The 25068-nt window shown below is 70.6% G+C and carries 24 protein-coding genes; 12 read left to right on the plus strand and 12 right to left on the minus strand.

Translation table 11 applies throughout. The features are described from left to right. Window positions 1-81: 81 nt before the first annotated feature. Entirely contained in the window at window positions 82-1449 is a 1368-nt protein-coding gene (locus AB0C38_RS35820) for a cation:dicarboxylase symporter family transporter (protein ID WP_360682100.1), read from the plus strand. A 100-nt stretch (window positions 1450-1549) separates the two neighbouring features. Here the strand turns inward: AB0C38_RS35820 and AB0C38_RS35825 are convergent, their stop codons facing one another. Then, a complete protein-coding gene (locus AB0C38_RS35825; RefSeq protein ID WP_360682101.1) occupies window positions 1550-1951 on the minus strand; it encodes a helix-turn-helix domain-containing protein in 402 nt (133 codons plus the stop codon). A gap of 105 nt (window positions 1952-2056) precedes the next feature. Here AB0C38_RS35825 and AB0C38_RS35830 point away from each other — a divergent pair, with 105 nt between their 5' ends. Further along, a complete protein-coding gene (locus AB0C38_RS35830) occupies window positions 2057-3475 on the plus strand; it encodes an MFS transporter (protein ID WP_360682103.1) in 1419 nt (472 codons plus the stop codon). A 64-nt stretch (window positions 3476-3539) separates the two neighbouring features. Here AB0C38_RS35830 and AB0C38_RS35835 read toward each other — a convergent pair whose 3' ends face one another. From AB0C38_RS35835 to AB0C38_RS35850, 4 genes are all read right to left on the minus strand, one after another. Further along, window positions 3540-3983 carry an SRPBCC family protein gene (locus AB0C38_RS35835; RefSeq protein WP_360682105.1) on the minus strand — a complete coding sequence of 148 codons (444 nt, stop codon included), beginning with the start codon at window positions 3981-3983 and terminating at the stop codon, window positions 3540-3542. A 28-nt stretch (window positions 3984-4011) separates the two neighbouring features. Then, on the minus strand, window positions 4012-4731 hold the full coding sequence (locus AB0C38_RS35840) for a zf-HC2 domain-containing protein (RefSeq protein WP_360682107.1): 720 nt from the start codon (window positions 4729-4731) through the stop codon (window positions 4012-4014). Continuing rightward, window positions 4728-5279, minus strand: a complete 552-nt coding sequence (locus AB0C38_RS35845; RefSeq protein ID WP_026469270.1) for a sigma-70 family RNA polymerase sigma factor — start codon at window positions 5277-5279, stop codon at window positions 4728-4730. The genes AB0C38_RS35840 and AB0C38_RS35845 overlap by 4 nt, the downstream gene beginning before the upstream one ends. Before the next feature lie 146 nt (window positions 5280-5425). After that, window positions 5426-5929, minus strand: coding sequence for a hypothetical protein (locus AB0C38_RS35850; protein ID WP_360682109.1), 504 nt, complete (start codon window positions 5927-5929; stop codon window positions 5426-5428). Window positions 5930-6151: 222 nt separating this feature from the next. Here AB0C38_RS35850 and AB0C38_RS35855 point away from each other — a divergent pair, with 222 nt between their 5' ends. Beyond that, window positions 6152-6751 (plus strand): fibronectin type III domain-containing protein, encoded by a 600-nt coding sequence (locus tag AB0C38_RS35855; protein ID WP_360682111.1) that lies wholly within the window; start codon window positions 6152-6154, stop codon window positions 6749-6751. 4 nt (window positions 6752-6755) lie between these two features. Here the strand turns inward: AB0C38_RS35855 and uvrA are convergent, their stop codons facing one another. Both uvrA and AB0C38_RS35865 read right to left on the minus strand, forming a co-directional pair. Continuing rightward, complete coding sequence (gene uvrA / locus AB0C38_RS35860) at window positions 6756-9617, minus strand: excinuclease ABC subunit UvrA (RefSeq protein WP_360682112.1); 2862 nt, start codon at window positions 9615-9617, stop codon at window positions 6756-6758. Between the two features lie 76 nt (window positions 9618-9693). Then, on the minus strand, window positions 9694-10899 hold the full coding sequence (locus AB0C38_RS35865; protein ID WP_360682113.1) for an acyltransferase: 1206 nt from the start codon (window positions 10897-10899) through the stop codon (window positions 9694-9696). A gap of 109 nt (window positions 10900-11008) precedes the next feature. On the opposite strand from AB0C38_RS35865, the gene AB0C38_RS35870 reads away from it, so the two are divergent. The 4 genes from AB0C38_RS35870 (at window position 11009) to AB0C38_RS35885 (ending at window position 13523) form a co-directional block, all read left to right on the plus strand. Next, window positions 11009-11686: an MBL fold metallo-hydrolase gene (locus AB0C38_RS35870; RefSeq protein WP_360682115.1), complete on the plus strand. Its 678-nt coding sequence runs from the start codon at window positions 11009-11011 to the stop codon at window positions 11684-11686. Between the two features lie 524 nt (window positions 11687-12210). Further along, complete coding sequence (locus tag AB0C38_RS35875; protein WP_360682117.1) at window positions 12211-12441, plus strand: hypothetical protein; 231 nt, start codon at window positions 12211-12213, stop codon at window positions 12439-12441. Window positions 12442-12647: 206 nt separating this feature from the next. Continuing rightward, a complete protein-coding gene (locus AB0C38_RS35880; protein ID WP_360682118.1) occupies window positions 12648-12926 on the plus strand; it encodes a hypothetical protein in 279 nt (92 codons plus the stop codon). A gap of 105 nt (window positions 12927-13031) precedes the next feature. Further along, window positions 13032-13523, plus strand: coding sequence for a hypothetical protein (locus tag AB0C38_RS35885; protein WP_360682120.1), 492 nt, complete (start codon window positions 13032-13034; stop codon window positions 13521-13523). Between the two features lie 15 nt (window positions 13524-13538). Here AB0C38_RS35885 and AB0C38_RS35890 read toward each other — a convergent pair whose 3' ends face one another. From AB0C38_RS35890 to AB0C38_RS35905, 4 genes are all read right to left on the minus strand, one after another. Continuing rightward, window positions 13539-14321 carry a DUF1684 domain-containing protein gene (locus AB0C38_RS35890; protein WP_360682121.1) on the minus strand — a complete coding sequence of 261 codons (783 nt, stop codon included), beginning with the start codon at window positions 14319-14321 and terminating at the stop codon, window positions 13539-13541. Between the two features lie 20 nt (window positions 14322-14341). Then, the gene (locus tag AB0C38_RS35895) at window positions 14342-14947 is read right to left on the minus strand and encodes a hypothetical protein (protein ID WP_360682123.1); all 606 of its coding nucleotides are present in this window, start codon (window positions 14945-14947) and stop codon (window positions 14342-14344) included. Window positions 14948-14950: 3 nt separating this feature from the next. Then, window positions 14951-15916, minus strand: a complete 966-nt coding sequence (locus AB0C38_RS35900; protein ID WP_360682124.1) for a hypothetical protein — start codon at window positions 15914-15916, stop codon at window positions 14951-14953. Window positions 15917-16293: 377 nt separating this feature from the next. Continuing rightward, the gene (locus AB0C38_RS35905) at window positions 16294-17001 is read right to left on the minus strand and encodes a Crp/Fnr family transcriptional regulator (protein ID WP_360682125.1); all 708 of its coding nucleotides are present in this window, start codon (window positions 16999-17001) and stop codon (window positions 16294-16296) included. A gap of 74 nt (window positions 17002-17075) precedes the next feature. On the opposite strand from AB0C38_RS35905, the gene rnhA reads away from it, so the two are divergent. The 4 genes from rnhA to AB0C38_RS35925 all read left to right on the plus strand — a co-directional run bounded on the left by rnhA (window position 17076) and on the right by AB0C38_RS35925 (window position 21691). After that, a complete protein-coding gene (rnhA, locus tag AB0C38_RS35910) occupies window positions 17076-17537 on the plus strand; it encodes a ribonuclease HI (protein ID WP_360682126.1) in 462 nt (153 codons plus the stop codon). A gap of 52 nt (window positions 17538-17589) precedes the next feature. Continuing rightward, window positions 17590-17970 carry a YchJ family metal-binding protein gene (locus tag AB0C38_RS35915; protein WP_360682128.1) on the plus strand — a complete coding sequence of 127 codons (381 nt, stop codon included), beginning with the start codon at window positions 17590-17592 and terminating at the stop codon, window positions 17968-17970. Beyond that, window positions 17970-18386, plus strand: a complete 417-nt coding sequence (locus tag AB0C38_RS35920) for a hypothetical protein (protein WP_360682129.1) — start codon at window positions 17970-17972, stop codon at window positions 18384-18386. The genes AB0C38_RS35915 and AB0C38_RS35920 overlap by 1 nt, the downstream gene beginning before the upstream one ends. A gap of 233 nt (window positions 18387-18619) precedes the next feature. Then, window positions 18620-21691, plus strand: a complete 3072-nt coding sequence (locus AB0C38_RS35925; protein WP_360682131.1) for a carbohydrate-binding protein — start codon at window positions 18620-18622, stop codon at window positions 21689-21691. Window positions 21692-21724: 33 nt separating this feature from the next. Here the strand turns inward: AB0C38_RS35925 and AB0C38_RS35930 are convergent, their stop codons facing one another. Beyond that, complete coding sequence (locus AB0C38_RS35930) at window positions 21725-23110, minus strand: carboxylesterase family protein (protein WP_360682132.1); 1386 nt, start codon at window positions 23108-23110, stop codon at window positions 21725-21727. A 72-nt stretch (window positions 23111-23182) separates the two neighbouring features. On the opposite strand from AB0C38_RS35930, the gene AB0C38_RS35935 reads away from it, so the two are divergent. After that, the gene (locus AB0C38_RS35935) at window positions 23183-25066 is read left to right on the plus strand and encodes a Na+/H+ antiporter (RefSeq protein ID WP_360682134.1); all 1884 of its coding nucleotides are present in this window, start codon (window positions 23183-23185) and stop codon (window positions 25064-25066) included. The last annotated feature ends 2 nt before the right edge of the window (window positions 25067-25068 follow it).

The following is a 25068-nucleotide window of genomic DNA, read 5'->3' on the forward strand; positions in this document are numbered from 1 at the left end:
CAATGAACACAAGTGAGCCGGGTCACCCGGATGGGCCTACAGTGTGCCGCAACCTGGAACACCCCTGAGCTGGAGGCAACGGTGCCGACCCCACCGACGACCGAGGAAACCCCGCGCAAGCGGGACAAGACCCACTACCTGTACCTGGCCGTGATCGTCGCGGTCGCGCTCGGGATCCTGGTGGGCTTCCTGTTCCCCGGCTTCGCCAAGGGCCTCAAGCCCCTCGGCGACGGCTTCGTCAACCTGATCAAGATGATGATCACGCCGATCATCTTCTGCACCATCGTCATCGGCGTCGGCTCGGTCGCGAAGGCGGCCAAGGTCGGCAAGGTCGGTCTGATGGCGTTGTTCTACTTCATCATCATGTCGACCTTCGCCCTGGCGATCGGCCTCGTCGTCGGCAACATCCTGCACCCGGGCTCCGGCCTGCACCTCAACCCGGCCGACGTGAAGAGCGTCCAGAAGTCCGCCACCGGCGCCGAAGGCCCGGTCGACTTCCTGCTCGGCATCATCCCGAAGACCTTCGTCTCCGCCTTCACCGAAGGCGAGGTCCTGCAGGCGCTGCTGGTCGCGTTGCTCGTCGGGTTCGCGCTGCAGAAGCTGGGCCCGAAGGGCGCGCCGATCCTGCGCGGCATCGAGCACATCCAGCGGCTGGTGTTCCGCGTCCTCGCCATGATCATGTGGGCCGCCCCGATCGGCGCGTTCGGCGCGATCGCCGCGGTGGTGGGCGCGACCGGCTGGGCCGCGCTGAAGAGCCTCGCGGTGATCATGATCGGGTTCTACGCCACCTGCCTGGTGTTCGTGTTCGTGATCCTCGGGATCGTGCTGTGGCTCGGCGCCCGCGTCTTCATTTGGAACCTGCTGCGCTACCTCGGCCGCGAGTTCCTGCTGATCCTGTCGACGTCGTCGTCCGAGTCGGCGCTGCCGCGGCTGATCGCGAAGATGGAGCACGTCGGCGTGAGCAAGTCCGTCGTCGGCATCACGGTGCCGACCGGCTACTCGTTCAACCTGGACGGCACCGCGATCTACCTGACCATGGCGACGCTGTTCATCGCCGCCGCGCAGGACGAACCGCTGTCGATCGGTTCGCAGATCGGCCTGCTGGCATTCATGATCATCGCGTCGAAGGGCGCGGCGGGCGTCAGCGGCTCGGGCATCGCGACCCTGGCGTCCGGCCTGGCGTCGCACCGGCCGGAGCTGGTCAACGGCGTCGGCTTCATCCTCGGCATCGACCGGTTCATGTCGGAGGCCCGCGCGCTGACGAACTTCGCCGGCAACGCCGTCGCGACCGTCCTCATCGGAAACTGGACGAAGGAGTTCGACCGGGAGAAGGCCCAGCGCGTCTTCGCCGGGCAGGAACCGTTCGACGAAGCCAGCATGCTCGACGAGCACAGCCACGCGGCCGGGACCGACGACCTGGACGACGTCGCCAAGGAACCCGCCAGGTAACACCGAAACGTTCGTGCTCACGCTCCCGCTGAGCACGAACCACGACGGGCCGCTGCGCGAGTTCCCCGACTTCGCGCAGCGGCCCGTTTCCATGTCCGCGTCAGCAGGCGGCGTGCCCGTCGTAGACGACGCGCGCGGCGGCGATGTCTTCGCGGTGCCGCTCCGCCCAGCCGAGCAGCCCGCTCAGCGACTGGTACAGCTCCTTCGCCATCGGCGTGGCTTCGTACTCCACGCGCGGCGGGACCGTCGGGTAGATCGTGCGCTCCAGCAGGCCGTCGCGCTCGAGGTTGCGCAGCGTCAGCGTCAGCATCCGGCGGCTGATCCCTTCGACCGCACGCTCCAGCTCGGTGAACCGCACCGGGCCCCGCGTGGCCTCCAGCAGGATGCCGATCGCCCACTTGCCGCTGATCCGGTTGATGACCTCCAGCACCGTGCAGACATCGAGTTTCTCCGGGTCGATCTCGGTGACCTGGACAGGTACATCGATGTTCCCCTGGGACATGAAAGTGCCTCCTTCCCGGCGCACCCATGGTCACACATGATGGGCACTGTTACAAGAAGTGCCCTGGCAACGACCAGGGGGAACGCTCGACTGGAGGGGCCTGACATGGCCGAGAACCACCCCACCCGCTCCCGCGGCCTCGCGCTGGCGGTGCTGTGCGCCGCATCGCTGATGGTCGTGCTCGACAGCAGCATCGTCGCGGTGGCGCTGCCTGCCATCCAGGCCGACCTCGGTTTCACGCCCGCCGGTCTCGCCTGGGTCGTCACCGCGTACCTGGTCGCCTTCGGCGGCCTGCTCCTGATCTCCGGCCGCCTCGGCGACCTGCTCGGCCGGCGCCGCGTCTTCCTCGGCGGGCTCGGCCTGTTCACGTTCGCTTCTCTGATCGCCGGCCTGGCTTCCAGTGCGGGGGTCCTCGTCGTTTCGCGGTTCGCGCAGGGCGTCGGCGGCGCGCTCGCGTCGGCCGTCGTGCTCGGCATGATCGTCACGATGTACCCCGAGCCGCGGGCCCGCGCGAAGGCGATCGGCGTCTACAGCTTCACGCAGGCCGCGGGCGCGTCGATCGGGCTCATCGCGGGCGGCGCGCTGACGCAGGCGCTGAGCTGGCACTGGACGTTCTACGTCAACCTGCCGATCGGCGTGGTCGCGCTGGTGCTGGCGGTCCGCGTGGTCGAGGCCGACCGCGGCCCGGGCCTGCGGGCCGGCCTGGACGTGCTCGGCGCGGTATTGGTCACCGCCGCGGTGATGCTCGGGGTGTACGGGATTTCGTCCTCCGCCTGGGGTGCGCTGGCCGCGGCGGCGGTATTGCTGGCCGCGTTCGTGGTGCGGCAGGCGAAGGCACGCACGCCGCTGCTGCCGCTGCGGCTGTTCCGGCTCCGCGCGGTCACCGGCGCGAACGTGGTGATGGTGCTGATGGTCGCCGGGATGCTGGGCTTCCAGTTCGTCACGGCGTTGTACCTGCAGCAGGTGCTGGGCCTCGACGCGCTGCGGACGGGCGTCGCGTTCCTGCCGGTGCCGCTGGTGATCGCGGTGGCGTCGCTGGGGTTCGCGGACAAGCTGTCGTCGCGGTTCGGGCCGCGGACGGTGCTGCTGTCCGGCCTGGGCCTGGTGATCGTCGGTCTGCTGCTGCTCACGCAGGTTTCCGGCAGCTACTTCACCGGGGTGCTGCCCCCGCTGCTGCTGATGGGCCTCGGCGCGGGCGCGGCCATCCCGGCGCTGATGGGGCTGGCGATGTCGGACGTCGCCCCGGAGGACGCGGGCGTGGCGTCCGGCCTGATCAACACGACCCAGCAGGTCGGTGCGGCGATGGGCACGGCGGTGCTGGCTTCCCTCGCCGCCTCCCGGACCGCGAGCCTCGGCTCCCTTGACCACCGGGAGGCCTTGGCATCGGGCTTCCGGCTGGCGTACGGGGTGAGCGCGGGCTTCCTGATCGCGGCGGCGGCCCTGGGCGGCCTGGTGCTGGCCCGCCGTTCCCGCCCGGCCGCTCCGGCACCCGAGCCCGAGGTCTGCGTCGCCGGCCAGGCGTGATCGAAGGGTCGACACGGCTTCCCCGACCGTGTCGACCCTTCAATCACGCGAGTCGGCGTTCTGATCACGCGAGGTAGGTGCGAAGGCCACGGTGGCCCCGCCGCATCATCAGCGCGTGGTTCGCGCGGAAGAGCGGCCGGGCCACCGTGTCGAGCCGCCGCAGCAGCTCCTTGCGAGCCTGGACGTCCTGGGTGATCTCCAGGAGCGTGCCCGCGCCCGCCGCGCGGACCGCTCCGGCCAGCACCCCGTCCAGGTCGCCGCTCAACCGGACCCGCATGAGGCCCGCCCGCTCGTCCTGGTGCTCCCGGTGCATCCGGACCACCAGGCGGAACGGGAGCCGGGACCGGCAGATCAGCTCGGCGGTGTCGTCGTCCACCCGGCGCACCGTGCGGACGTCCGACCACCACCGCGGGTAGCCGGCGAGGTCGGTGACCGCGCCGAACACCCGCTCGGGCGCGGTACCGGGCAGCAGCCACCTGCTGCTGAACCGGTATCGCCCGCCCGTCACCGTGTCACTCCCGGGGTCACACCTGGGGTCACACCTGGGCCGAGACCAGCTTCCGGCCGTCCACCGTGACGATGTCGACCGACTTCACGTCGTCGGGCGCGACCAGCGCGGACCCGTCGAGCGAGAAGCCCTGGCTCTCCCACTTCTCCGACACTTTCCAGCTGCCGGCGGTGACCGCCTGGCCTTCCTTCGTGACGACCTGCAGCAGGCACTGTTCCCCGGCCTTGACGCCCTTCACGGCGACGTTGACCCGGACCCAGCCGGCGAACGGGCTCACCGAAGCGGCCAGCTGCACCCCGGTCGTCGGGTCGCGCCCTTCGACGCTCTTCGTGCCCGGAGGCGAGTCCGGTAGCGGTGCCGGAGCGGCGATGCCGGTCTCCGGCGCCGTCTGCCGTCCCACCAGGATCCCACCGCCGAGCGCGGCCACCACGAGTACCGCCGCCGCGACCAGGGCCAGGCCCCGGCGTGACGAACGGCCCGAGCGGACCGGCGCTGCCTCTTCTTCGTCGCGCACCCGCCGCAGGGTCTTCTGCAGCAGCAGGTCCCCGCCTTCGGGCGGCCCGTCGAGGAACGCCTCGGGCGGTACCTCGTCGAGTGACTCCCGCAGGGCCACGAGCTCGTTCAGGTCGAACCGGCACTGCGCGCAGGTCTGCAGGTGCCGCCGCTCGAAGTCGGCCGCCTCCCCGGGATCGAGTGCGCCGAGGGCGTACGCGCCGAGCTGCGTGTGACTCTCGTCGACCGAGTTCATCGCGCCACCTCCGTTCCGCTCGAAATCATCGCTGCTCTCAGTGCTCTCAGTGCGTAGTACGACCTTGATTTCACGGTACCCGGTGCGACGCCCAGTGTTCTCGCCGCTTCGGCCACCGTCCGTCCCCGGTAGTAGATCTCCACCAGGACCTCTCGGTGCTCGTTAGAAAGGCCGTCCATCGCGCCGAGCACCGTCATCGAGTCGACCACGCCCTGGGCGTGATCGCGCTCGACGGCCGGCGTCGGCACGCCTTCGGCCGGTTCGGCCACCTCCTGTGGCCGGGCCGCCCGGGCACGTGCCCGGTCGGTGACCAGATTGCGCGCGACGGTCAGCAACCAGCCGCGCACCGAGCCCTTCCCGTCGTTCTGCAGGTCGTCCGCGTGTTTCCACGCTCGTACCAGCGTCTCCTGGACCACGTCCTCGGCTGCCGCCCGATCACCGGTCAGCCTCGTCGCGTAGGCCAGCAGGCTCCGGCCGTGTTCGGCGTAAAGCTGCCGAATCAGGTCTTCGCCTTTGGCCTTCTTAGGCCGCCTGCCTCCTATGGCCACCCTCGTCCTCCCGACGGTGTTCTGAGTCGTCGAGGACAGTAGTGCAACCCTCAGCTCCACCGGCGGTGCGTGCGTCGAGCGCAGCGCGACCATGGTGTTCATCGGCTGCCCGTCCTTCCTCGTGCTGCCCGGAAAACCGTCGGGGGTCAGTAGCCGGAGCCGCCGGCCGCGGGCCGGGCGGTGACCTTGCTGCCGTCCGGCGCGATGGCGAACCAGGCGCCGTTGACGCCCTGGCCGTTCATCTGCCCCGGTGTCATGTCGCCCGAGAACTCGTACAGCGCCCAGCCGTTCAGCGTGAGCTGCTTGCTGCCGTCCGGCCGCGCCACCGTGCCGACCTGGCTGTCCTGGATGCCCTTGAGCATCGGCGCGGCCTCCCCGGCCAGTGCCGGGGGCCAGGTCGCGGCGCACTGGGCGTCGCAGTTGGACGTCGGCGGCGCCGCCATGTCCTTGTCGAACCGGTAGAGCGTCTTGCCGGCGGCGTCGGTGACGACCGCGCCGACACCCGGTACGGCCGTGGCGGCCAGCATCACGTGCCCCGGCTGCCCGTGCTCGGGGCCTTGCTCCCCGACGGCCATGTCACTGCAGGCCGACAAGGTGGCGACGGCGGCGAGCGCGGCAGCGCAGGCGAGCACCGGCCGGATACGGTTCATGACGTTCTCTCCTCGGTGAGGGCGGCACCGCCGTCCGGCGGACCTCGACACCTCAGACACGGACGGTCGCCCGAAACGGTTCAGCGAGGTTTTCGCGCGGTTCGGTGCCGATTCACCGCCGGATTGGTGCCTACCGCTGACCGGCACGACCTTGTCGCCGTGCGGGCGCGTTCCTAAGCTGACCACGTTCGCACCGCCGCCCCGATCGCTGCGGGAGCCGTCGTGTCCGTGAAACCCTTCGTCTGCGTGGCCCTGCTGGCCGCTGGCTGCTCCGCGGCTCCCCCGGCACCGTCCTTCACGGCGTCGCTGACGTCACCGGTCGACGTGGTGCTCACCTGGCCGGACGACGCCGACGGGCACCGCGTCGAGTACGCCAACGACCCGGCCGGGCCCTGGACGACGCTGCGGTTCCTGCCGCCGCACACGACGAGCTACCACCACCCGGACCTGATCCCGGAGACGCCGTTCTACTACCGGGAGCAGCCGTTCTCGGGCCCGGTGTCGGCGGAGACGGTCGTGGGCGCGCCGGCGGTGCCCTCGCTGGGTGGCACCGGGCCGGCGCACCTGCGACTGGTGGAAGCCAGGGACGGCACGCTGACGGTCTCGTGGACCGACATGTCCAAGGACGAAGCCGGGTTCCTGCTGGAGATCCGCCGCCCGGGCGAGCCGGCGTTCTCGCCGATCGAGGTGACGGACCCGGACACGACGGTGTGCGGCCTGTCCCCGCTGCCGGGCGAGGAGGGCTCGGCCTATCGGCTCCGGGCGCTCTCCTACGGGCCGCTCTCGCCGGTGGTCCACCAGACCACCGGCAAGCAGCGGTGACCGCTCACTCGGGTGTGAGGACGGTGCGCAGGAACTCGCCCGTGTAGCTGCTCTCGACCGCCGCGACGTGCTCCGGCGTGCCCTCGGCGACGATCGTGCCGCCGCCGTTGCCGCCCTCCGGGCCCATGTCGATGACCCAGTCGGAGGTCTTGATCACGTCGAGGTTGTGCTCGATCACGATCACCGAGTTGCCCTTGTCGACCAGCCCGTTGATCACGCCGATCAGCTTGTTGATGTCCTCGAAGTGCAGGCCGGTCGTCGGCTCGTCGAGGATGTACACGGTCTTGCCCGTCGAGCGCTTCTGCAGCTCGCTGGCCAGCTTGACGCGCTGCGCCTCACCACCGGAGAGCGTCGGCGCGGGCTGGCCGAGCCGGACGTAGCCGAGGCCGACGTCCACCAGGGTCTGCAGGTGGCGGTGGATGGCCTTGATCGGCTCGAAGAACTCCGCCGCCTCCTCGATGGGCATGTCGAGCACGTCCGAGACGGTCTTGCCCTTGTAGTGCACCTCGAGGGTTTCCCGGTTGTACCGCGCGCCCTTGCAGACCTCGCAGGGGACGTAGACGTCCGGCAGGAAGTTCATCTCGATCTTGATCGTGCCGTCGCCGGCGCACGCCTCGCAGCGGCCGCCCTTGACGTTGAACGAGAACCGGCCCTGCTGGTAGCCGCGGACCTTCGCCTCGGTCGTCGCGGCGAACAGCTTCCGCACGTGGTCCCAGACGCCGGTGTAGGTGGCCGGGTTGGACCGCGGGGTCCGCCCGATCGGCGACTGGTCGACGCGCACCAGCTTGTCGACGTGGCCGAGGCCGTTGACGCGGGTGTGCCGGCCGGGCACCTGGCGGGCGCCGTTGAGCTTGTTCGCCAGCACCGTCGCGAGGATGTCGTTGACGAGCGTCGACTTGCCGGAGCCGGAGACACCGGTGACCGAGACCAGGGCGCCGAGCGGGAACGAGACGTCCAGGCCGCGCAGGTTGTGCTCGCGCGCGCCGACGACGGTCAGCTGCCGCTTCTTGTCGATCGGCCGCCGGATCGCCGGCACCTCGATCTTGCGCCGCCCGGACAGGTACTGCCCGGTGATCGACTCCTTGCTCTTCAGCAGCTTCTTGTACGGTCCACTGTGGACGATGTAGCCGCCGTGCTCGCCCGCGCCGGGGCCGATGTCGACCACCCAGTCGCTCGAGCGGATCGTGTCTTCGTCGTGCTCGACGACGATCAGTGTGTTGCCCAGGTTCCGCAGCCGGGTCAGCGTCTCGATCAGGCGGTGGTTGTCGCGCTGGTGCAGGCCGATCGACGGCTCGTCGAGCACGTACAGCACGCCCACGAGACCGGACCCGATCTGCGTCGCGAGCCGGATGCGCTGGGCCTCGCCACCCGACAGCGTCGCCGACGCGCGGTCGAGCGAGAGGTACGTCAGGCCGACGTCGAGCAGGAAGCGCAGCCGCGCCTGGATCTCCTTGAGCACCGCGCCGGCGATCATCGACTCGCGCTGCCCGAGCTCCAGCTCGTCGAGGAACTGCGACGCCTCCGCGATGGACAGCCCGCAGACTTCGGCGATCGACATGTCGCCGCGGGTCTTGTGCGCCAGCGTGACGGCGAGGATCTCCGGCTTGAGCCGGGTGCCCTGGCAGGCCGGGCACGGCACCTCGCGCATGTAGCCCTCGTACCGCTCGCGCATGTACTCGGACTCGGTCTGCTCCTGCCGCCGCTCGAGGAACGGGATGACGCCCTCGAAGGCCGCGTAGTACGACCGCTGGCGGCCGTAGCGGTTCTTGTAGCGGACGTGCACCTGGTCGTCGACGCCGTGCAGGACGGCCTTCTGGGCGCGGGCGGGCAGCCGGCGCCACGGCGTGTCCATCCGGAAGCCGATGGTCTCCGAGAGCGACTCGAGCAGCCGGATGAAGTAGTCCGCGCTCTGCCCGCCCGCCCACGGCGCGATCGCGCCCTCGGCCAGCGACAGCTCGTCGTCCGGGACCACCAGCTCGGGGTCGACCTCCTTGCGGATGCCGATGCCGGAGCACTCGGGGCAAGCGCCGTAGGGCGAGTTGAAGGAGAACGAGCGGGGTTCGAGGTCCTCGATGGCCAGCGGGTGGCCGTTGGGGCAGGCCAGGTTCTCGGAGAAGCCGCGGATCCGGTGCGGGTCGTTCTCCGGCAGGTCGACGAACTCCAGCTCGATCAGCCCGTCGGCCAGCCGCAGCGCCGTCTCGACCGAGTCGGTGAGGCGCTGGCGCGAGCTCGACTTGACACTCAGCCGGTCGATCACCACGCCGATCTGGTGCTTCTCCTGCTTCTTCAGCTTCGGCGGGTCGGTGAGCGCGTGGACCGTGCCGTCGACGACCACCCGCGCGTAGCCCTGCTGCTGCAGGTTCTCGAACAGGTCGACGTACTCGCCCTTGCGCCCGCGCACCACCGGCGCGAGCACCTGGAAGCGGACGCCTTCGTCCATCTCCAGCACCTGGTCGACGATCTGCTGCGGGGTCTGCTTGCTGATCGGCTCGCCGCACTTGGGGCAGTGCGCCTTGCCGGCCCGCGCGTAGAGCAGGCGCAGGTAGTCGTAGACCTCGGTGATCGTGCCGACGGTCGAGCGCGGGTTGCGCGAGGTGGACTTCTGGTCGATCGACACCGCGGGCGAGAGGCCCTCGATGAAGTCGACGTCCGGCTTGTCCATCTGCCCCAGGAACTGGCGGGCGTACGCCGAGAGCGACTCGACGTAGCGCCGCTGCCCTTCGGCGAAGATGGTGTCGAAGGCGAGGCTCGACTTCCCGGACCCGGACAGACCGGTGAAAACGATCAGGCTGTCGCGGGGCAGGTCGAGATCCACGCCGCGGAGGTTGTGCTCGCGGGCGCCGCGAACAACGAGGCGATCAGCCACGCCAGGGTCCCTTCAGTGTCATTCTCAGCTGCGGTCGCCGGCCCGGAGAGGAGGCTGCACGGGCGGCCTCTCCATGCTACGAGCCACCACCGACAGAAACTGGCTCCGCGTCCTTGACCTGCGGTTCTTCCGGCCTCCGGCGGGTGGTGAGCCACCGGTGGACCGGCCGTTCGACCCCCGCGGTGACCGCCCAGCCGGCCAGCACGGCGGCGCCGACGACCACGGGGAGCCGCAGCCAGCCGGGCAGACCGGCGTCGAGCAGGGCGCGGGCCAGGACGTAACCCAGTTCCTGGTGCACCAGATAAAGACCATACGAGATGCCCGCGAGCCAGGTGACGGCCGGGGCGATCCTGGCCAGTCCGGGGAACCGCCAGTCCGGGCCGCGGGCGGCCAGGCAGACCAGCAGCAGGAGCACGGCGAACCCGATCGTGGACGGCCAGCGCTCGGCGTCCTGCGGCAGGGCGACGTGGAAGGGGAAGACCTGCAGGTCCTGCGCGGCGACCGCGGCGACGACGAACAGCCCGGCGTGCCACGTCCTGAGCCGGTGCTGCGACCAGAGCCACAGCGCGACGCCGATGGCGAAGACGTGCAGCCGGTGCAGGCCCAGTCCGTAGAAGAAGGTCTCGACGACCGGGCTCGCGGTCCCCGGCGCGAAGACGAGGAAGCGGAGGGCGAGCGGGCCGAGGATCAGGGCCCAGAGCAGGGCGACGGTCAGCCGGTGGGTGCGCCACGACCGCGGCCACAGCAGGGCCGCGCCGGTGAAGGCCAGCAGCTGGACCGGCAGCGTCCAGTAGGAGCCGTCCAGGTAGTAGAACGTCTCCGAGCGCACGCCCCACTCCTGCACCATGCCGAGGTTGGCGACGAGGTCGAGCCCGGTCGGGATGTACCACGGCGAGGGGTTCGCCGGCGGTCCCTGCGGCAGGCCGAAGAGGAACCCGGAGACGCCGGGCGGGTACGGAAGGCCACTGAAGGAGATGGCGGCGTACCGCGTGATGACGTAGGTCACCAGGACGGCGACGAAGTAGGCGGGCACGAGGCGCGCGACGCGGTTCCACAGCCACCGGCGCGGATTGCCCTTGCGGAGGCTCGCGCAAACGAAGAAGGCGGAGATCACCAGCAGGACCGCGGCGCCGAACTGCGCTGTCACCCGTACGGGGTACCCCGTCAGTTCCGGGTGCAGGAGCGCACCCTGGTGAGTGACGTGCCCGAGGATCACCGCGAGAACGGCGACGACGCGGAGGAGGTCCCAGCTGATCCGGCGCGGCGTCGGGGAGGTGGGCACGGTCGTCCTGAGGTCGGCTGGCGGGGGCTTGCCGTGAGCGTACGTGGAGCGGCGGGTGCGCGCTTGTGCGGGTGGAACCGGTTGGCGTGAAACGACTACCGTGTGCAGGGTGAACATCGTGGAGACCTACACCGGGCACGTCGACCCGGGCGGCGACGCCACCCGGCGGACCCTGGACGCGCTGACCATCACCAAGCTGTCCGTCGGCCCGATGGACAACAATGCGTACCTGCTGGTGGACCGGGCCTCCCAGGAGGCCCTGCTGATCGACGCGGCGGCCGACCCGGAGCGCATCTCGGACCTGATCGGCCACGGCCCGGACCGCCCGGCCCTCCGTACCGTGGTGACGACCCACCAGCACCAGGACCACTGGCAGGCGCTGGGAGCGGTCGCGGGAGCGAACGGATCGAACACGGCGGCCCACCCGTTGGACGCCTCGCCGTTGCCGGTACCGCCGGACTTCCTGGTCGAGCACGGGGACACGTTGTCCGTGGGCCAGGTCACGCTGTCGGTGATCCACTTGCGGGGGCACACGCCGGGGTCGATCGCTCTTCTTTATCGCGACCCCGCGGGGCATCCGCATCTGTTCACGGGGGACTCGCTGTTCCCGGGTGGGGTGGGGCGGACCACGTCTCCGGAGGACTTCGCGTCGTTGCTGGACGATGTGTCGTCGCGGATCTTCGACGAGCTGCCGGATGAGACGTGGTTCTACCCAGGCCACGGGGACGACTCGACGCTGGGCGCGGAGCGGCCGAAGCTGAAGGAGTGGCGAGAGCGCGGCTGGTGAATTTCATCCGATCGGGGCTGCCTGTGATTTTTCAGGTGGCCCCGTTCGCTTTTCCCGCGCCCCCACTCGAAACCCTCGCCTGACCGGCCCAATATCGGGCCGTGCCGTAACAGGAAACTCGAGTATACCGACCATGTCCTGGAACGAAGCGGCGCCGAGACGGTCCAGGCATCCGGCCGGAGCAGCAGTGGGAAAACCGATCAAGGAGTAACCATGTCCGATTGCCGAAAATGCCACCGGCCTCTGCACGACTGCTCCGCCTGCAACGGCGGACGGGCCCGCGGCCTGCTGGGCGACAAATTGACGTGCAGCAAGTGCTCGTCCACCGGCCTGGTGTGCAATGAACACGGCGGCCACTGGAAATAGTGCCGCTGCCTCCGATTGCCGGTGATCTTGCCCCGGCCGCTACCGGGCTTCTTCAGCCGAAGGAGTGGCGCGACCGTGGCCGGCGATTCCTGCTCCAACCAGGTGGTGCTGGCAGCAATCGCTTCCGTGCGCGGTTCCCCGTCGAGCAGAGTCACCCCATGAGCGGGCTGTACGACGGGGAATTCGCCGGGTTCAAGATCGCGTCTTCCGAGGAGATCGACACCGCCCTCCGTGAGGCCATCGTCGCCGTTGACGCCAATGTCCTCCTCGATCCCGCACCAGGCGCTCCGCGAGTTCTGGCGCCACCGGCAACGCTCCCAGGGCAGCCCCCGCGGCGCCACGAAATCGGCCACGGACGCCCTGGCCAAGTCGGGCCGGGCCATCTGTGACGCCTTGACCGTGTGGGCGAAGGCCGTCGGGGTCGATGACGACGAGCTGACCGACCTCGCCTCGCTGTTCCTGCTGCGCCCGGCGGACCTGCTCGCGCGAGCGTCCGTCCTGGAGGTCGCTGTCGGCGCTCCTGAAGCGTCTCGACCAAGAAGCTCCGGTCCAAGCAGCCGCACTCCGGCTCGCGACGCCCGACAACGACGGTCGAGTGAGCCGGGAAAAGGTCTACGAGCTGGGCGAGTACGCGGACGACCGCATGCTGCGCGGCTTCACCCGGCCGGTCCGCCGTCTGACGGCGACACTGCAGGGCGAAGGCACGGTGCCGGCCCGCGTCGCGCCGATCTTCGTCGCCCGCTACCCCGATGGGGTGAAGGCTTCGTACTTCAGCGTGCCGGCTGAAGTCCCGGAGCTGCTCGACGAACTCTCCTCCATGGCCCCGGACCCCGAAGACGATTCACCCACCGACACGTCCGGAGCAGGCGGGTAACGCTTGAGGCGTCAAAACCCGCCCACCGGGCAACTCCCCGGACGAACCGGACGTCCCCCAAAGACCCCAGCGCTGGGACTTCCACCGGTTCACCAGGAGGTCACCATGTCCAGACCCGTCAGACGTGCACTCACCGCCGTTGCACTCCTGCTCGCCGGAACCGGGACGCTCGCCGCCGCCGCGCCGTCGAGTGCCGCCGTACAAAGCGTTCCGACCCTCACGACCATCCGCACCGGGAACAACCCCGGCTTCGACCGGATCGTGCTCGACCTGACCAGCGGCGCCGCACCCGCGGTCAGCTACCAACTGGTCGACGAGCTCACCGCCGACCCCAGCGGCGAAATCGTGTGGCTCACCGGGGAGTACTTCATCAACGTCACCGCGACACCCGCCGCCGCGCACGACGATGCCGGGAACCTCACCTACCCCGGGCCGCAGAAGTTCCGGACGCGGAACCTCGGCAACGTCATGGCCGTCGCCGTCACCGGGGACTTCGAAGCCCACCTGACCATCGGGCTCGGGGTGCGGTCGCGGACCGCGGTGAACGTCTTCACGCTCACCGCGCCCAACCGCGTCGTCATCGACGTGGCCCACTGACCGCGGGCGGGGGAGTCACCCGCGCTCGTACGGGACCTTCTCCCCCGCCTCGACCGCGAACGGCAGGTGGTTGCCCGCCGGCGGCAGCGGGCACGTCGCGAAGTCCGTGAACGCGCACGGCAGGTTCAGCGCCCGGTTGAAGTCCAGCGTCACCGCGCCGTCCGGCGATGGCGCGCCGACCGGCAGCGAGCGGTTCGCCGCGTACGTCGTGACGCCGCTCGTCTCGTCGGTGAACAAGATGCTGAGGCCGCCGTTCTTGCCGTTGAACGCGGTCAGCGTGTGCGACGCGCCTTCGTGCGAGAAGTGGACCAGCCCGGGCGCCGTGTAGACGTGGCTCAGGCCCTCCACCACCGCGCCGACCGTCGTCGGACGCGGCTCGTCGAACGGCTCGAAGCGGCCCGAGACCACCCAGGACGGCGACGGCTCGTACGCCGGGACGCCGTGGAACTCGCGCAGCACCTCGGCCTTCGGGTCGTGCACGCGGATCAGGTACCCGGACCGGCGGGCGACCTCGATCTCGACGTCGCCGGCCAGCACGCGCGTGCCCGCGCCGCTGTTGACCAGCTCGAACCGGCGGGTCTCGGTGATCGGTGAACCCTCGTGCGAAAGCGGCGCGCCGGCCGGGTCGACGTACGCCGCGTCGGCGTCCTGCCACCAACGGCCCGGGATGCCCGGGTACTCCCGCGGGGCGTCCGTCAGCCAGTCGAGCGACACCAGCGCCAGCCAGCCGTGGGGTGCCGCGAGGTCCTCCTCACGCTGCGTCTTCCAGTCCTGCCACTCGCTCGTGAACGTGCTCATCGCGGGCCCCTTCTCCTCGGCTACGAAGGTGCCAACCCACCGCCGGAGCCGGTATTCCGCGTCCCAGTATCCGGACCCGTCGACAGCCACGCGATTTCCCGCTCGCCACCCGCGGGAACGACGACGCGCCGGAACTCCGGCACATCGGCGAGAGCGGCGTGGAACCGGTCGGAGACGATCAGCAGCTGGGCGCGCTCCGGCGCCGCGGCCATCGCCGACTTCAGCACCTCCGATTCACACAGCCACACCGCCAGCGCGATCGCGGCGCCGCCGAAGTTCGGCGGGCGCAGCACGACGTCGCCGTGGTCGGCGGCGAGCCTCAGCCGCAGCCGCCCGAACTCGTTGAGGTGGCGGTTGCGGCGCCGCAGCGCCTCGTCCAGCCCGCCGGTGAACTCCGTCGCGACCCACCGCAGCGGCACGGCCGGCGGGATGACCAGCGTCGTGTTGTCCCCCTCCGGCCGGCGGTACCAGGTCGGCGTGCGGTACGGCACCGGGACGTGGTCGAACACCTCGTCCAGCACCCCGTCGAGGGTGGTGCCGAGGTGCACCGCGCGGGCGGTGCCGCCGCGGCTCGGGGCGACGATCCCGATCCGGACGACGGTCGCGGCCACCGGGACGGTGCGCACGGCTCAGTCCTCCCCGGCATCGAAGGACCACTGCAGGCCGTAGCTCAGCCCCTGGTGCAGCTCGTGGAACTCGAGCCCCACCTCGCCGACCCGGTTGACCGCCAGCGCGTCGCCCGAGTCGACGCCGTCGTCGACCACCCGGCCCGGCACGCCGTTGAGCCGCCACACGCGCGGCGGCGGGTTCGCGCGGTCGAACCGGACCCGCACCGAGAACTCTTCGCAGCGGCGCAGGGGCATCAGGACGTAGTACGGCCGCAGCGACGTGCGCCGCGGCGCGAAGCGGATCCCGTACTCGTGCCGCTGCCCGAGCCGCAGCGGGCTGGGGAGCCGCATGACGAACTGCGCGTAGCTCGTCGAAATCTGGCGCGCTTCGACGATCTCGCCGCCGAACAGGACGTCGGCGGTGATGTCCGGGACCGGGTCGCTACCCGGCTCGGCCGGGACGCTGAACGACAGCACGAGCTCGTCGAGCTCGTCGACCTCCGCGACGATCCGGCGCTCCTCCTGAAGGTCCGGCGGGTCGCGGTCGAGCCGGAGCACCGCCTTCATCGACTCGATGTACCAGCCGGCCAGCGGGTGCAGGTCACGTCCGGGCGGTGGCGCGCCGAGCAGCTCGTCGAGCCGGCGGAACGCGAGGTCGATCCGGCGGCGCGCGGTGCGCGGGTCGCGGTCCAGGACGCTGGCCAGCCACGAGATCCGCCGGTCGAGGAACTCCCCCGCGGCGTCTTCGTGCAGGCCGAGCGCCGCGAGCGCGGCCAGCCGCAGGTCGGCGGGCAGCCGCCCGCACAGCTCGGTGAGCCGCAGCACGAGCTTCTGCCGGGCGGCGGAGGGCTGGTCGGCGCCGGTGATCTCGCACGCTTCGCGCAGGCAGGGGCCGATCCGCTGGTGCAGGTCGGCCGCGTCGAGCCCGCGGCCGCGGCGCAGTTCGTTCAGCTCGCGCACGAACGGGAAGGAGTTCTCCGGCCGCATCCCACCCCTCCCGGCGCCGCGGTGAAATGACATCCCACATTACCAGGAACATTTCCGCGCGGACGCCCGCATTCACGGAAATACCCGGCCGGCCGACCCCCCACGAGCCGGCCGGCCGGGCCGCCGCGGGTCAGTTGGCGCCGAAGATCAGCGCCCAGATCAAGTGGCTCTCCATCACACACACCTCCTCATCGCTGCACCCGGGCCGAGGCGGAGAACGGGGCGGAGCCGCGCGACGCCGCTGCGACCGGCCGCCCCCCGTTTCCGGTGGCCGTAAGAAATCGCTTCGAAAATGGAATCCGGCCGGCAGGCATCTGAATTCTTTTCCGGCCTGCACCCAGGATCGACCGGGAGCGGGTGCGCTCAGAGGTCAGCTGTCACGGGCGTTGTGTGCCGTTTGGCTCAGAACGGGCGAAGGCGCGCAGCACGCGCGGCTCGCGGATGAGGATCCGGCGGCGGCCGGTCTCGACGATCCCCTTTTCGCGCAGCACGCGCAACGCCCGGGCGACGGTCCGCCGGGCCGCGCCGATCTGCGCGCCGATGTCCTCCTGCGAGAACGCGTCCTCGATGAGCACGCCTTCGGGGACGCGCCGGCCGTGCTCCTCCGCCAGCCGGACCAGGACCACCGCGACGCGGCGGCTGACGTCGAAGGCCGCCGAGTCGACCCGGGCCGACTCGGCGTTGCGGAGCCGGGCCGCGACCGTCTTGATCGTCGCGATGGCGATCTCGGGCCGGACGCGCAGGACGTCGACGAACTCCGCGCCGGTCAGCTGGAAGACGGTGCAGGGTTCGATCGCGCGCACCGACGCCGACCGCGGCTGCCCGGTCACGGCCGCGAGATCGCCGAGCACCTCGCCGGGGCCGCGCAGGCCGAAGAGCACCTCACGGCCGTCCTCGACGATCGCGGAGACGCGCACCCAGCCGGAGACCAGCACGTGGACGTGGTCGGACGGGTCGCCCTCCATGAGCACGACGTCGTTCGCGCGGAACCGGCGGCGGGTGCCCCGGCCGAGCAGGTAGTCGCGGTCGGCATCGGCGAGATAGGCCAGGAGCGCTCCCTCGGCCGTGTCGTCGTGCCCGCTCATGGTTCCCCTCCGGATCTCCACCGTAACCCGGCGTGGCGGGCCGGGGCGAGAGCCGGGAACGGTAGGGTCGCCGCGTGGACGTGGAGATCTACACCGACGGCGCGTGCAGCGGCAACCCGGGACCGGGCGGCTGGGGCGCGGTCCTCCGCTACGGGCGGCACGAGCGCGAGCTCTACGGCGGCGAAGCCACCCCGACGACGAACAACCGGATGGAGCTGACGGCGCCGATCCGCGCGCTGGAGAGCCTGACCCGGCCGTCGCAGGTGCGCGTGTTCACCGACAGCACGTACGTGCGCAACGGGATCACACAATGGCTGCCGCGCTGGAAGAGCAACGGCTGGCAGACAGCGGCGCGCGAGCCGGTGAAGAACGCGGACCTGTGGCAGCGCCTGGACGCGGCGGCCGGCTTGCACGAGGTCGAGTGGCTGTGGGTCAAGGGCCACGCGGGACACCCGGAGAACGAGCGAGCTGACCGGCTCGCGACGCGCGGGGCACAGGAAGCCCGGGAGCGCGGAAAGCCCGTCAACGCCGGTTAGTCCTGAGTGGACGGTCGTGGCGCCGGCCGGCCCGCCGTGGCACAATTCGCCGATGCCTCCCGCCCCGTGCCCGTGCGGCCTCGCCGAGTCCTACGCCGCCTGCTGCGGCCGGTTCCACGAAGGCGGCCTCACCGCACCGACCGCCGAACTGCTGATGCGGTCGCGGTTCAGTGCTTTCGCCGTCGGGGACACCGCTTACCTGCTGCGCACGTGGCACCCGGACACCCGGCCGCGGCGGCTGGCCCTCGACGCCGGTCAGGAGTGGACGCGGCTGGAGATCCTCGGCCGCACCGGCGGCGGCCTGCTGCACACCGAGGGCACGGTCAAGTTCCGCGCCCACTACCGCCACCACGGCCGCGACGGCTTCCTCGAGGAGAACAGCCGGTTCCGGCGCGCGGACGGCGCCTGGGTCTACCTCGACGCGGAAGCCTGATGGGCACCGCGCTCGTCGGCGTGGCCGGAGCGCTCCTCGGTGTGCTCGTCGGCGGGTTCCTGCAACTGCTGCAGGCATCACGAAACCGCCGGTGGCAGCGGGACGACGCGCTCGGCAAGCTGAAGCAGGCCGCCTACGCCGAGTACCTCCGTTCGATCAGCGCGAGCCACGGCCAGGCCATGGCCGGCGAGCGGAGCCGCTCCGAGGACGCCCGGCTGCACGCCGCCACCGCCGAGATCGAGGTGCTGGCCGGCCGGCAGGTCGCCGGACCCGCCAGGGAACTGGCCGCCACCGTGATCGGCGTGCACACGAAGATCGCCGCGGGCGGGGTCGACGAGGCGGCCGTGGCCGCGGTCGACCGGCGGCGACTCGAAGTGATCGAACTCTTCAAAAACGATCTCGGGATAACGGCCTGACCGGCGCCACCGCGCCCGGCCGGCAGTGTCCCGCTGAGCGAAACACCTCCCAACGGATCCGGGCGGACGTTCACCGGCGCTGCGCCGCGGCGGCGTGGCAAGCCATCCGGGTTTGACCGGAACGCCCCTGTTCTCCGGGTGACCGGACCGCTACGATCGTCCGCAATTGTTAGGAAAGTTCCCTAACAATGGTCCGCTGTCCCACGCCGCCACGGTGCCTAGGAGGCGCGCTAGTGAGCTATCGGCAGAGAAGAACCCGGACCCTCGTGGCGGCAGCGGTGCTCGCCGTCGCCGTGAGCGGGGCGACCGTCCCGGCGGCCACCGGGCAGGAACCGGCGCGCGCGACGGTCGCGGCCGCGGGCCCGGCCACCGCCGTCCCCGGCTTCGTGATCCAGACGTCGGCGCAGGTCAGCGACGACTCGGCGGTGTCCAAGCCCGGCTTCAACACCTCCGGCTGGTACCCCGTCGGCCCGCGGTCGACCGTCTACGCCGGCCTGCTGGCCAACGGCAAGTACGCCGACCCCTTCTACTCGACGAACATGAAGAACGTGCCCACCGCGGACTTCAAGGTCCCGTGGTGGTACCGCACCGACCTCACCGTCACCGATACCACGCAGCGCACGTACCTCGACTTCAGCGGCGTGCTGTCGAAGGCCGACGTCTGGGTCAACGGGACGCGGATCGCGGACAAGACCCAGGTCACCGGCGCCTACACCCGCCACGACCTGGACATCACCGCGCTGGTGAAGGCCGGCACCAACAGCATCGCGTTCAAGGTCTACCCGAACGACCCGGACAAGGACCTGTCGATGGGCTGGATCGACTGGGCGCAGACCCCGCCGGACCAGAACATGGGCATCGTGCGGGACGTCCTGGTCCGCCGCAGCGGGCCGGTGGCGCTGCGCGGCGGCCACGTCGTCACGAAGCTGACCGGGACGGCCCACGCCGACCTCACGGTGAAGGCCGACGTCCGCAACGACTCGGCGGCCGCGGTCTCCACGACGGTCTCCGGCACGGTCGCCGGCAAGGCGATCACCCAGACCGTTTCCCTGGCGGCCAAGGAGAAGAAGACCGTCACGTTCCCGGTGGTCGGGATCGACAACCCGCAGGTCTGGTGGCCGGCCGGGATGGGCGGGCAGCCGCTCTACGACCTCGACCTGACCGCGAGCGCCGGTGGCGCGGCGTCGGACTCTTCACACGAGAGCTTCGGCGTGCGCCAGGTGACGGCGAACAAGAACTCCAGCGGCGGCCGGTCCTACACGATCAACGGGCGCCCGCTGCTGATCAAGGGCGGCGGCTACTCGCCGGACCTGTTCCTGCGCTGGAACGAGCAGTACGCCGCGGACAAGCTCGCCTACGTCAAGGACCTCGGGCTCAACACCGTGCGCCTGGAAGGGCACATCGAGCCGGACGAGTTCTTCGCCCTTGCCGACCGGATGGGCGTGCTCACACTGCCCGGCTGGGAGTGCTGCGACAAGTGGGAAGGCCAGGTCAACGGCGACGAGAAGGGTGACCCGTGGACCGCCGCGGACTACCCCGTCGCGAAGGCGTCGATGACCGCGGAGGCCGAGCGGCTGCGCGATCACCCGAGCGTCATCTCGTTCCTGATCGGCAGCGACTTCGCGCCCGACGCGACGATCGAGAAGAACTACCTCGACGCGCTCAATGCCGCGGACTGGCCCACCCCGGTGGTCCCGGCCGCGTCGGCGAAGTCGTCGCCGCAGCTCGGTGCGTCCGGGATGAAGATGAACGGCCCGTACGACTACGTCCCGCCGAACTACTGGTACGACAAGGCGCACAGCGATCTCGGCGGTGCGTGGAACTTCAACTCCGAGACCAGTGCGGGGCCGGACATCCCGACGATGGACACGCTCAAGCGGATGATGTCGTCCGGTGAGCTGGACACGATGTGGAAGAGCCCGTCGACCGCGCAGTACCACCGGTCGTCGTCCTCGACGTTCGCCAACCTGAAGCTCTTCGGCGACGCGCTGACCGGCCGCTACGGCAAGCCGGCCAGCCTGGACGACTTCGTCCGCAAGGCGCAGCTGGCGCAGTACGAGAACGTCCGCGCCGAGTTCGAGTCGCACTCGCGCAACTTCAGCGACAGCTCGAACCCGGCCACCGGGATCATCTACTGGATGCTCAACAGCGGCTGGACGTCGCTGCACTGGCAGCTGTTCGACGCCTACCTCGACCAGAACGGCTCCTACTTCGGGGCCAAGAAGGCGAACGAGCCGCTGCACATCCAGTACTCGTACGACACCAAGTCCGTCGTGGTGGTCAACCACAACCACGACGCGGCGTCGAACCTCACCGCATCCGTGAAGCTGTACAACCTGGACGGCACGGAGAAGTTCACCCAGTCGAAGACCGTCTCGGTGGGCGGTGACGGTGCCAAGACCACCGCGCTGACCATCGGCTCGGTGAGCGGCCTGTCGACGACGTACCTGGCGAAGCTGGTCCTGACCGACCCCTCGGGCAAGGAGGTCAGCCGCAACGTCTACTGGCTGTCCACCAAGGCCGACACCCTCGACTGGGACAACAGCGACTGGTACTACACGCCGACGACGTCGTACGCCGACCTGACCGGGCTCAACGGCCTGGGCCAGGTCGCGGTCGACACGACCGCGAACTCGACGGCGAACGCCGACGGCACCACGACCACCAAGGTGACGCTGAAGAACGGCTCCTCCGGCAAGGTGCCGGCGTTCTTCGTCGACGCGCACGTGGTCGGCGCGGCGGGCGCACCGGTGCTGCCGGTGCGGTGGACCGACAACCAGGTCAGCCTCTGGCCGGGTGAGTCGACCACGCTGACCGCGACGTACCGGACCGCGGACCTCAAGGGCGCCAAGCCCTCCGTGCGGGTAGCGGGCTGGAACACCGGGACGAAGACGGTCCCGGCGGACGGCACGGTAACCCCGGGTGCCCCGGCCGACTACCAGGCCGAGAACGCCACGATCACCAGCGGCGTCGCGGAGTCGAACCACGCCGGCTTCACCGGCACCGGGTTCGTCAACTACGACAACGCGACCGGCAGCGCGGTGGAGTTCTCCGTCAACGCGGCCGCCGCGGGCTCCGCGAACGTCGTCCTGCGGTTCGCCAACGGCACCACGGTGAACCGGCCGATGGACGTCACGGTGAACGGCACGAAGGTGGCGTCCGCGCTCGCCTTCGGCGGAACGGGCAACTGGGACACCTGGCAGACGGTCACGATCCCCGTGACGCTGACGGCCGGGACGAACAAGATCAAGGCGACCGCGACGACCGCCAACGGCGGCCCGAACGTCGACAAGATCACCGTCTAGGTCCGAGCCGGGGCGGCGTCGCGCCGCCCCGGCTCAGTCCCAGAGGAGGCGCTGGTCGCGGTCCGGGTCGGACACAGTCGTGGAGACGTCGTCGAAGAGGCGCGTGACGCGGTCGGCCGGCGTGTAGCGCGGCCAGCCGGGGTCGCCGGTCGCGACGAACCGGACCCACGCGTCGAACATCTCCGTCGCCACCGCCTGCATCCGCTCGGCCGGGAACGTCCGCCCGGCGAAGAGGAACCGCCAGTTCCGGTTGCGGATGTCGTCGAACACCAACGGCAGGTCGAGCCCGTGCGGCGCGCCGAGCCCCTTGCCGCGCGGCGCAATCCGCCAGTCGAGCCGGTACATCCACGCGTCCGGCTGCTTCTCGGCGAAGCGGATCGCCGGGATCCACCAGTCCCCCGCGGTCAGCGCGCGGTTGCGGACCTGCTCCTCGGGCCAGTCCAGTAATTCGCTGTAGGCCGCGACGGCCTTTTCGATGGCGGACGCGTCCAGCATCGTCGAGCCGACGCCCAGGAGCTTCGCGCCGCCCGACTGCAGCCAGCTGAACAGGTCTTCCTCGTCGGCGGTCGTCCCGATGAGCAGCGGGACGTCGCGGACGCCGTCCAGCGGCCGTTCGGGCAGCAACTCGTCGCCGATGACCACACGGTAGGTCACCTTGGTCCCGGACACCGCCGAAACCCGTTGCTGCGCTTCGAGAATCCGCTTTACGGGCAGCGTCGCCAGGTCGTCCGGCGTCGCGTCCAGTTCGGAAAGGACCGCCGAAGCGATCGCCGCGCCTTCGGCCGGTGTGTGCACGACCGAACCGACACCGGTGCCGCTCTGGACGATCGCCTGCCGCACGAGCCCGCGCGTGGCGGGCACGGCCAGCAGCGTCCCGACGGTGCGGCCGCCGTTGGACTGCCCGGCGAGCGTGACGCGCCCCGGGTCGCCCCCGAAAGCTCCGACGTTGTCCCGCACCCACTCCAGCGCGGCGACCTGGTCGCGCAGGGACAGGTTGGCGTCGGCGACCCCGGGCAGGTGCAGCATGCCGAGCACCCCGAGCCGGTACGCGACGGTCACGACGACGACACCTCGCCGCGCGTAGGCGGACGCGTCGAACTGATGCGGCGCGCCCATCACGCCGCCCCCGCCGTGGATCCACACGAGCACGGGGTACGAGCCGGGCGACGCCGGCGCGTAGACGTTCAGGTAGAGGCAGTCCTCGTCGCCGGTGAAGCCCCGCCCGGTCAGCTCCGGCTGCGGCGCCCGTGCGGCCCACTTCGTCGCGTCGCGGTCCCCGGACCACGGCGGCACCGGCCGGGGCGCGCGGAACCGCAGCTCCCCCACCGGCGGCTCGGCGTACGGCACCCCGAGTAAGATTCTGACCCCGTCCTGTTCGGACCCGCGCAGGGCGCCGGCCGAGATTTCCACCGTCGTCACGGGCCCAGCCTAGGCGCGGGACTCGCCGTGGCCACGTGACACCCGCGGCGGTGGGCGGGTAATGATTAGCCGGTGCACATAGCGGCAGAGATAGTGGCGTTGGTCGTGACGGTCCTCGTCGTCAGCGCGGTGGCGCGGCGGCTGGACTGGTCCGCCCCGCTGTGCCTGATCGTCGTCGGGGTCGGCGCGTCGTACGTCCCCGGCGTGCCCGAGTACCACCTCGACCCCGAGGTCGTGCTGCTCGGCCTGCTGCCGCCGCTGCTGTACTCGGCGGCCATCCAGACGTCGCTGGTCGACTTCCGGAAGAACCGCGGCGCGATCGGGCTGATGTCGGTCGGGCTGGTCGTGTTCACCGCGTTCGGTGTCGGGCTCGTCGCCTGGGCCGTGATCCCCGACCTCCCGCTGGCCGGCGGCATCGCGCTCGGCGCGATCGTGGCGCCGCCGGACGCGGTCGCGGCCAGCGTCGTCGCGCGCCGCGTCGGCATGCCCCGGAAGCTGATCCGGCTGCTGGAGGGCGAGAGCCTCTTCAACGACGCCGCCGCGCTGGTGGCGCTGCGCACGGCCATCGCCGCGCTGGCCGGCTCGGTCAGCCTCTGGCAGGTCGGGGCGGACTTCTTCCGCGCGGCCATCGGCGGGATCGTGGTCGGGCTGGTCATCGGGTTCGTGGCCGCGTTCATCCGGGCCCGGATGAACGAGCCGGTGCTCGACACCGCGCTGTCGTTCGCGGTGCCGTTCATCGCCTACATCCCGGCCGAGGCGATCCACGGGTCCGGCGTGCTCGCGGTGGTCGTCGCCGGGCTCATCCTGGGGCACAAGGCCCCGAAGATCCTCTCCGGCTCGGCGCGCCTGGCCAGCAGGCTGAACTGGCAGACCATCGCGTTCCTGCTGGAGAACATGGTCTTCCTGCTGATCGGCCTGCAGCTGCGGCGGATCCTGTCCGAAGTCAGCGAATCCGGGCTGTCGCTGGGACTGCTCACCTGGATCTGCGTCGCGGTGCTCGGCGCGACCATCGTCACGCGGATGGTGTGGCTGATCGGTATCGGCACCGTGAAACGGCTGGAACGGCGGTTCCTGCCCGGCAAGACCCGGTCGAAGATCTGGCCGTGGCGCTACTCGGCGGTGATCTCCTGGGCGGGCATGCGCGGGGTGGTCACGCTCGCCGCGGCGTTCGTGCTGCCCGCGGACACCCCGCAGCGAGCCGTGCTGGTGCTCGCGGCGTTCGTCGTCGTGGCCGGCACGCTGGCCCTGCAGGGCATGACGCTGCCGCCGCTGATCCGGCGGCTGCGCCTGCCGCGGCCGGACCCGGCGGAGGACGCGCTGCAGGAGGCGTCCGTGCTGCACGACATGACCGCCGCGGCGCTGGCGAAGCTCGAGGAGATCCAGCGGCCGGACGACCCGCCGGAGATCATCCAGCGCATCCGCGACCGGCTGCAGAACCGCTCCGACTCCGCGTGGGAGCAGCTCGGCAGGCAGAGCGTCCTCGCCGAGACGCCGAGCGACGCCTACCGCCGCCTGCGGATCCAGCTCCTCGAAGTGGAACGCGAGCAGTTCCTGAAGGCCCGGGACGCCGGCAGCGCCGATGACGACGTCCTGCGGAAGGTCCTGGAGCGGCTCGACATCGAAGAGTCCATGCTGGACCGCGACGAAGAGGAACCCGACGTCGAAGGCCGCGAACTGCGTACCCCGGCCGCGACGGCCGGTTCGTGCAAGCACCTGGCCCACGACTGGACCGACAAGGAGCCGAGCTCGAAGGACACGTGCGCCGCCTGCGTCGAGGAAGGGACGACCTGGGTGCACCTGCGGATGTGCCTGAAGTGCGGCAACGTCGCCTGCTGCGACTCCTCGCCGCGCCGCCACGCCACCCGGCACTTCCACGAATCCCGCCATCCGGTCATGCGCAGCTTCGAGCCGGGCGAGACGTGGCGATGGTGTTTCGTGGACAAGCAACTCGGCTAATC

The organism is Amycolatopsis sp. NPDC048633 (genome assembly GCF_040650695.1).
GTDB lineage: Bacteria > Actinomycetota > Actinomycetes > Mycobacteriales > Pseudonocardiaceae > Amycolatopsis.

What these genes read in the sequence shown, in the direction of transcription:
- AB0C38_RS35825 (WP_360682101.1), bottom strand. Translation starts at nt 1,951, where the DNA reads ATGTCCCAGGGGAACATCGATGTACCTGTCCAGGTCACCGAGATCGAC.
- AB0C38_RS35830 (WP_360682103.1), top strand. Translation starts at nt 2,057, where the DNA reads ATGGCCGAGAACCACCCCACCCGCTCCCGCGGCCTCGCGCTGGCGGTG.
- AB0C38_RS35840 (WP_360682107.1), bottom strand. Translation starts at nt 4,731, where the DNA reads ATGAACTCGGTCGACGAGAGTCACACGCAGCTCGGCGCGTACGCCCTC.
- AB0C38_RS35850 (WP_360682109.1), bottom strand. Translation starts at nt 5,929, where the DNA reads ATGAACCGTATCCGGCCGGTGCTCGCCTGCGCTGCCGCGCTCGCCGCC.
- AB0C38_RS35875 (WP_360682117.1), top strand. Translation starts at nt 12,211, where the DNA reads ATGAGCGGGCTGTACGACGGGGAATTCGCCGGGTTCAAGATCGCGTCT.
- AB0C38_RS35885 (WP_360682120.1), top strand. Translation starts at nt 13,032, where the DNA reads ATGTCCAGACCCGTCAGACGTGCACTCACCGCCGTTGCACTCCTGCTC.
- AB0C38_RS35890 (WP_360682121.1), bottom strand. Translation starts at nt 14,321, where the DNA reads ATGAGCACGTTCACGAGCGAGTGGCAGGACTGGAAGACGCAGCGTGAG.
- AB0C38_RS35900 (WP_360682124.1), bottom strand. Translation starts at nt 15,916, where the DNA reads ATGCGGCCGGAGAACTCCTTCCCGTTCGTGCGCGAGCTGAACGAACTG.
- AB0C38_RS35905 (WP_360682125.1), bottom strand. Translation starts at nt 17,001, where the DNA reads ATGAGCGGGCACGACGACACGGCCGAGGGAGCGCTCCTGGCCTATCTC.
- AB0C38_RS35915 (WP_360682128.1), top strand. Translation starts at nt 17,590, where the DNA reads ATGCCTCCCGCCCCGTGCCCGTGCGGCCTCGCCGAGTCCTACGCCGCC.
- AB0C38_RS35920 (WP_360682129.1), top strand. Translation starts at nt 17,970, where the DNA reads ATGGGCACCGCGCTCGTCGGCGTGGCCGGAGCGCTCCTCGGTGTGCTC.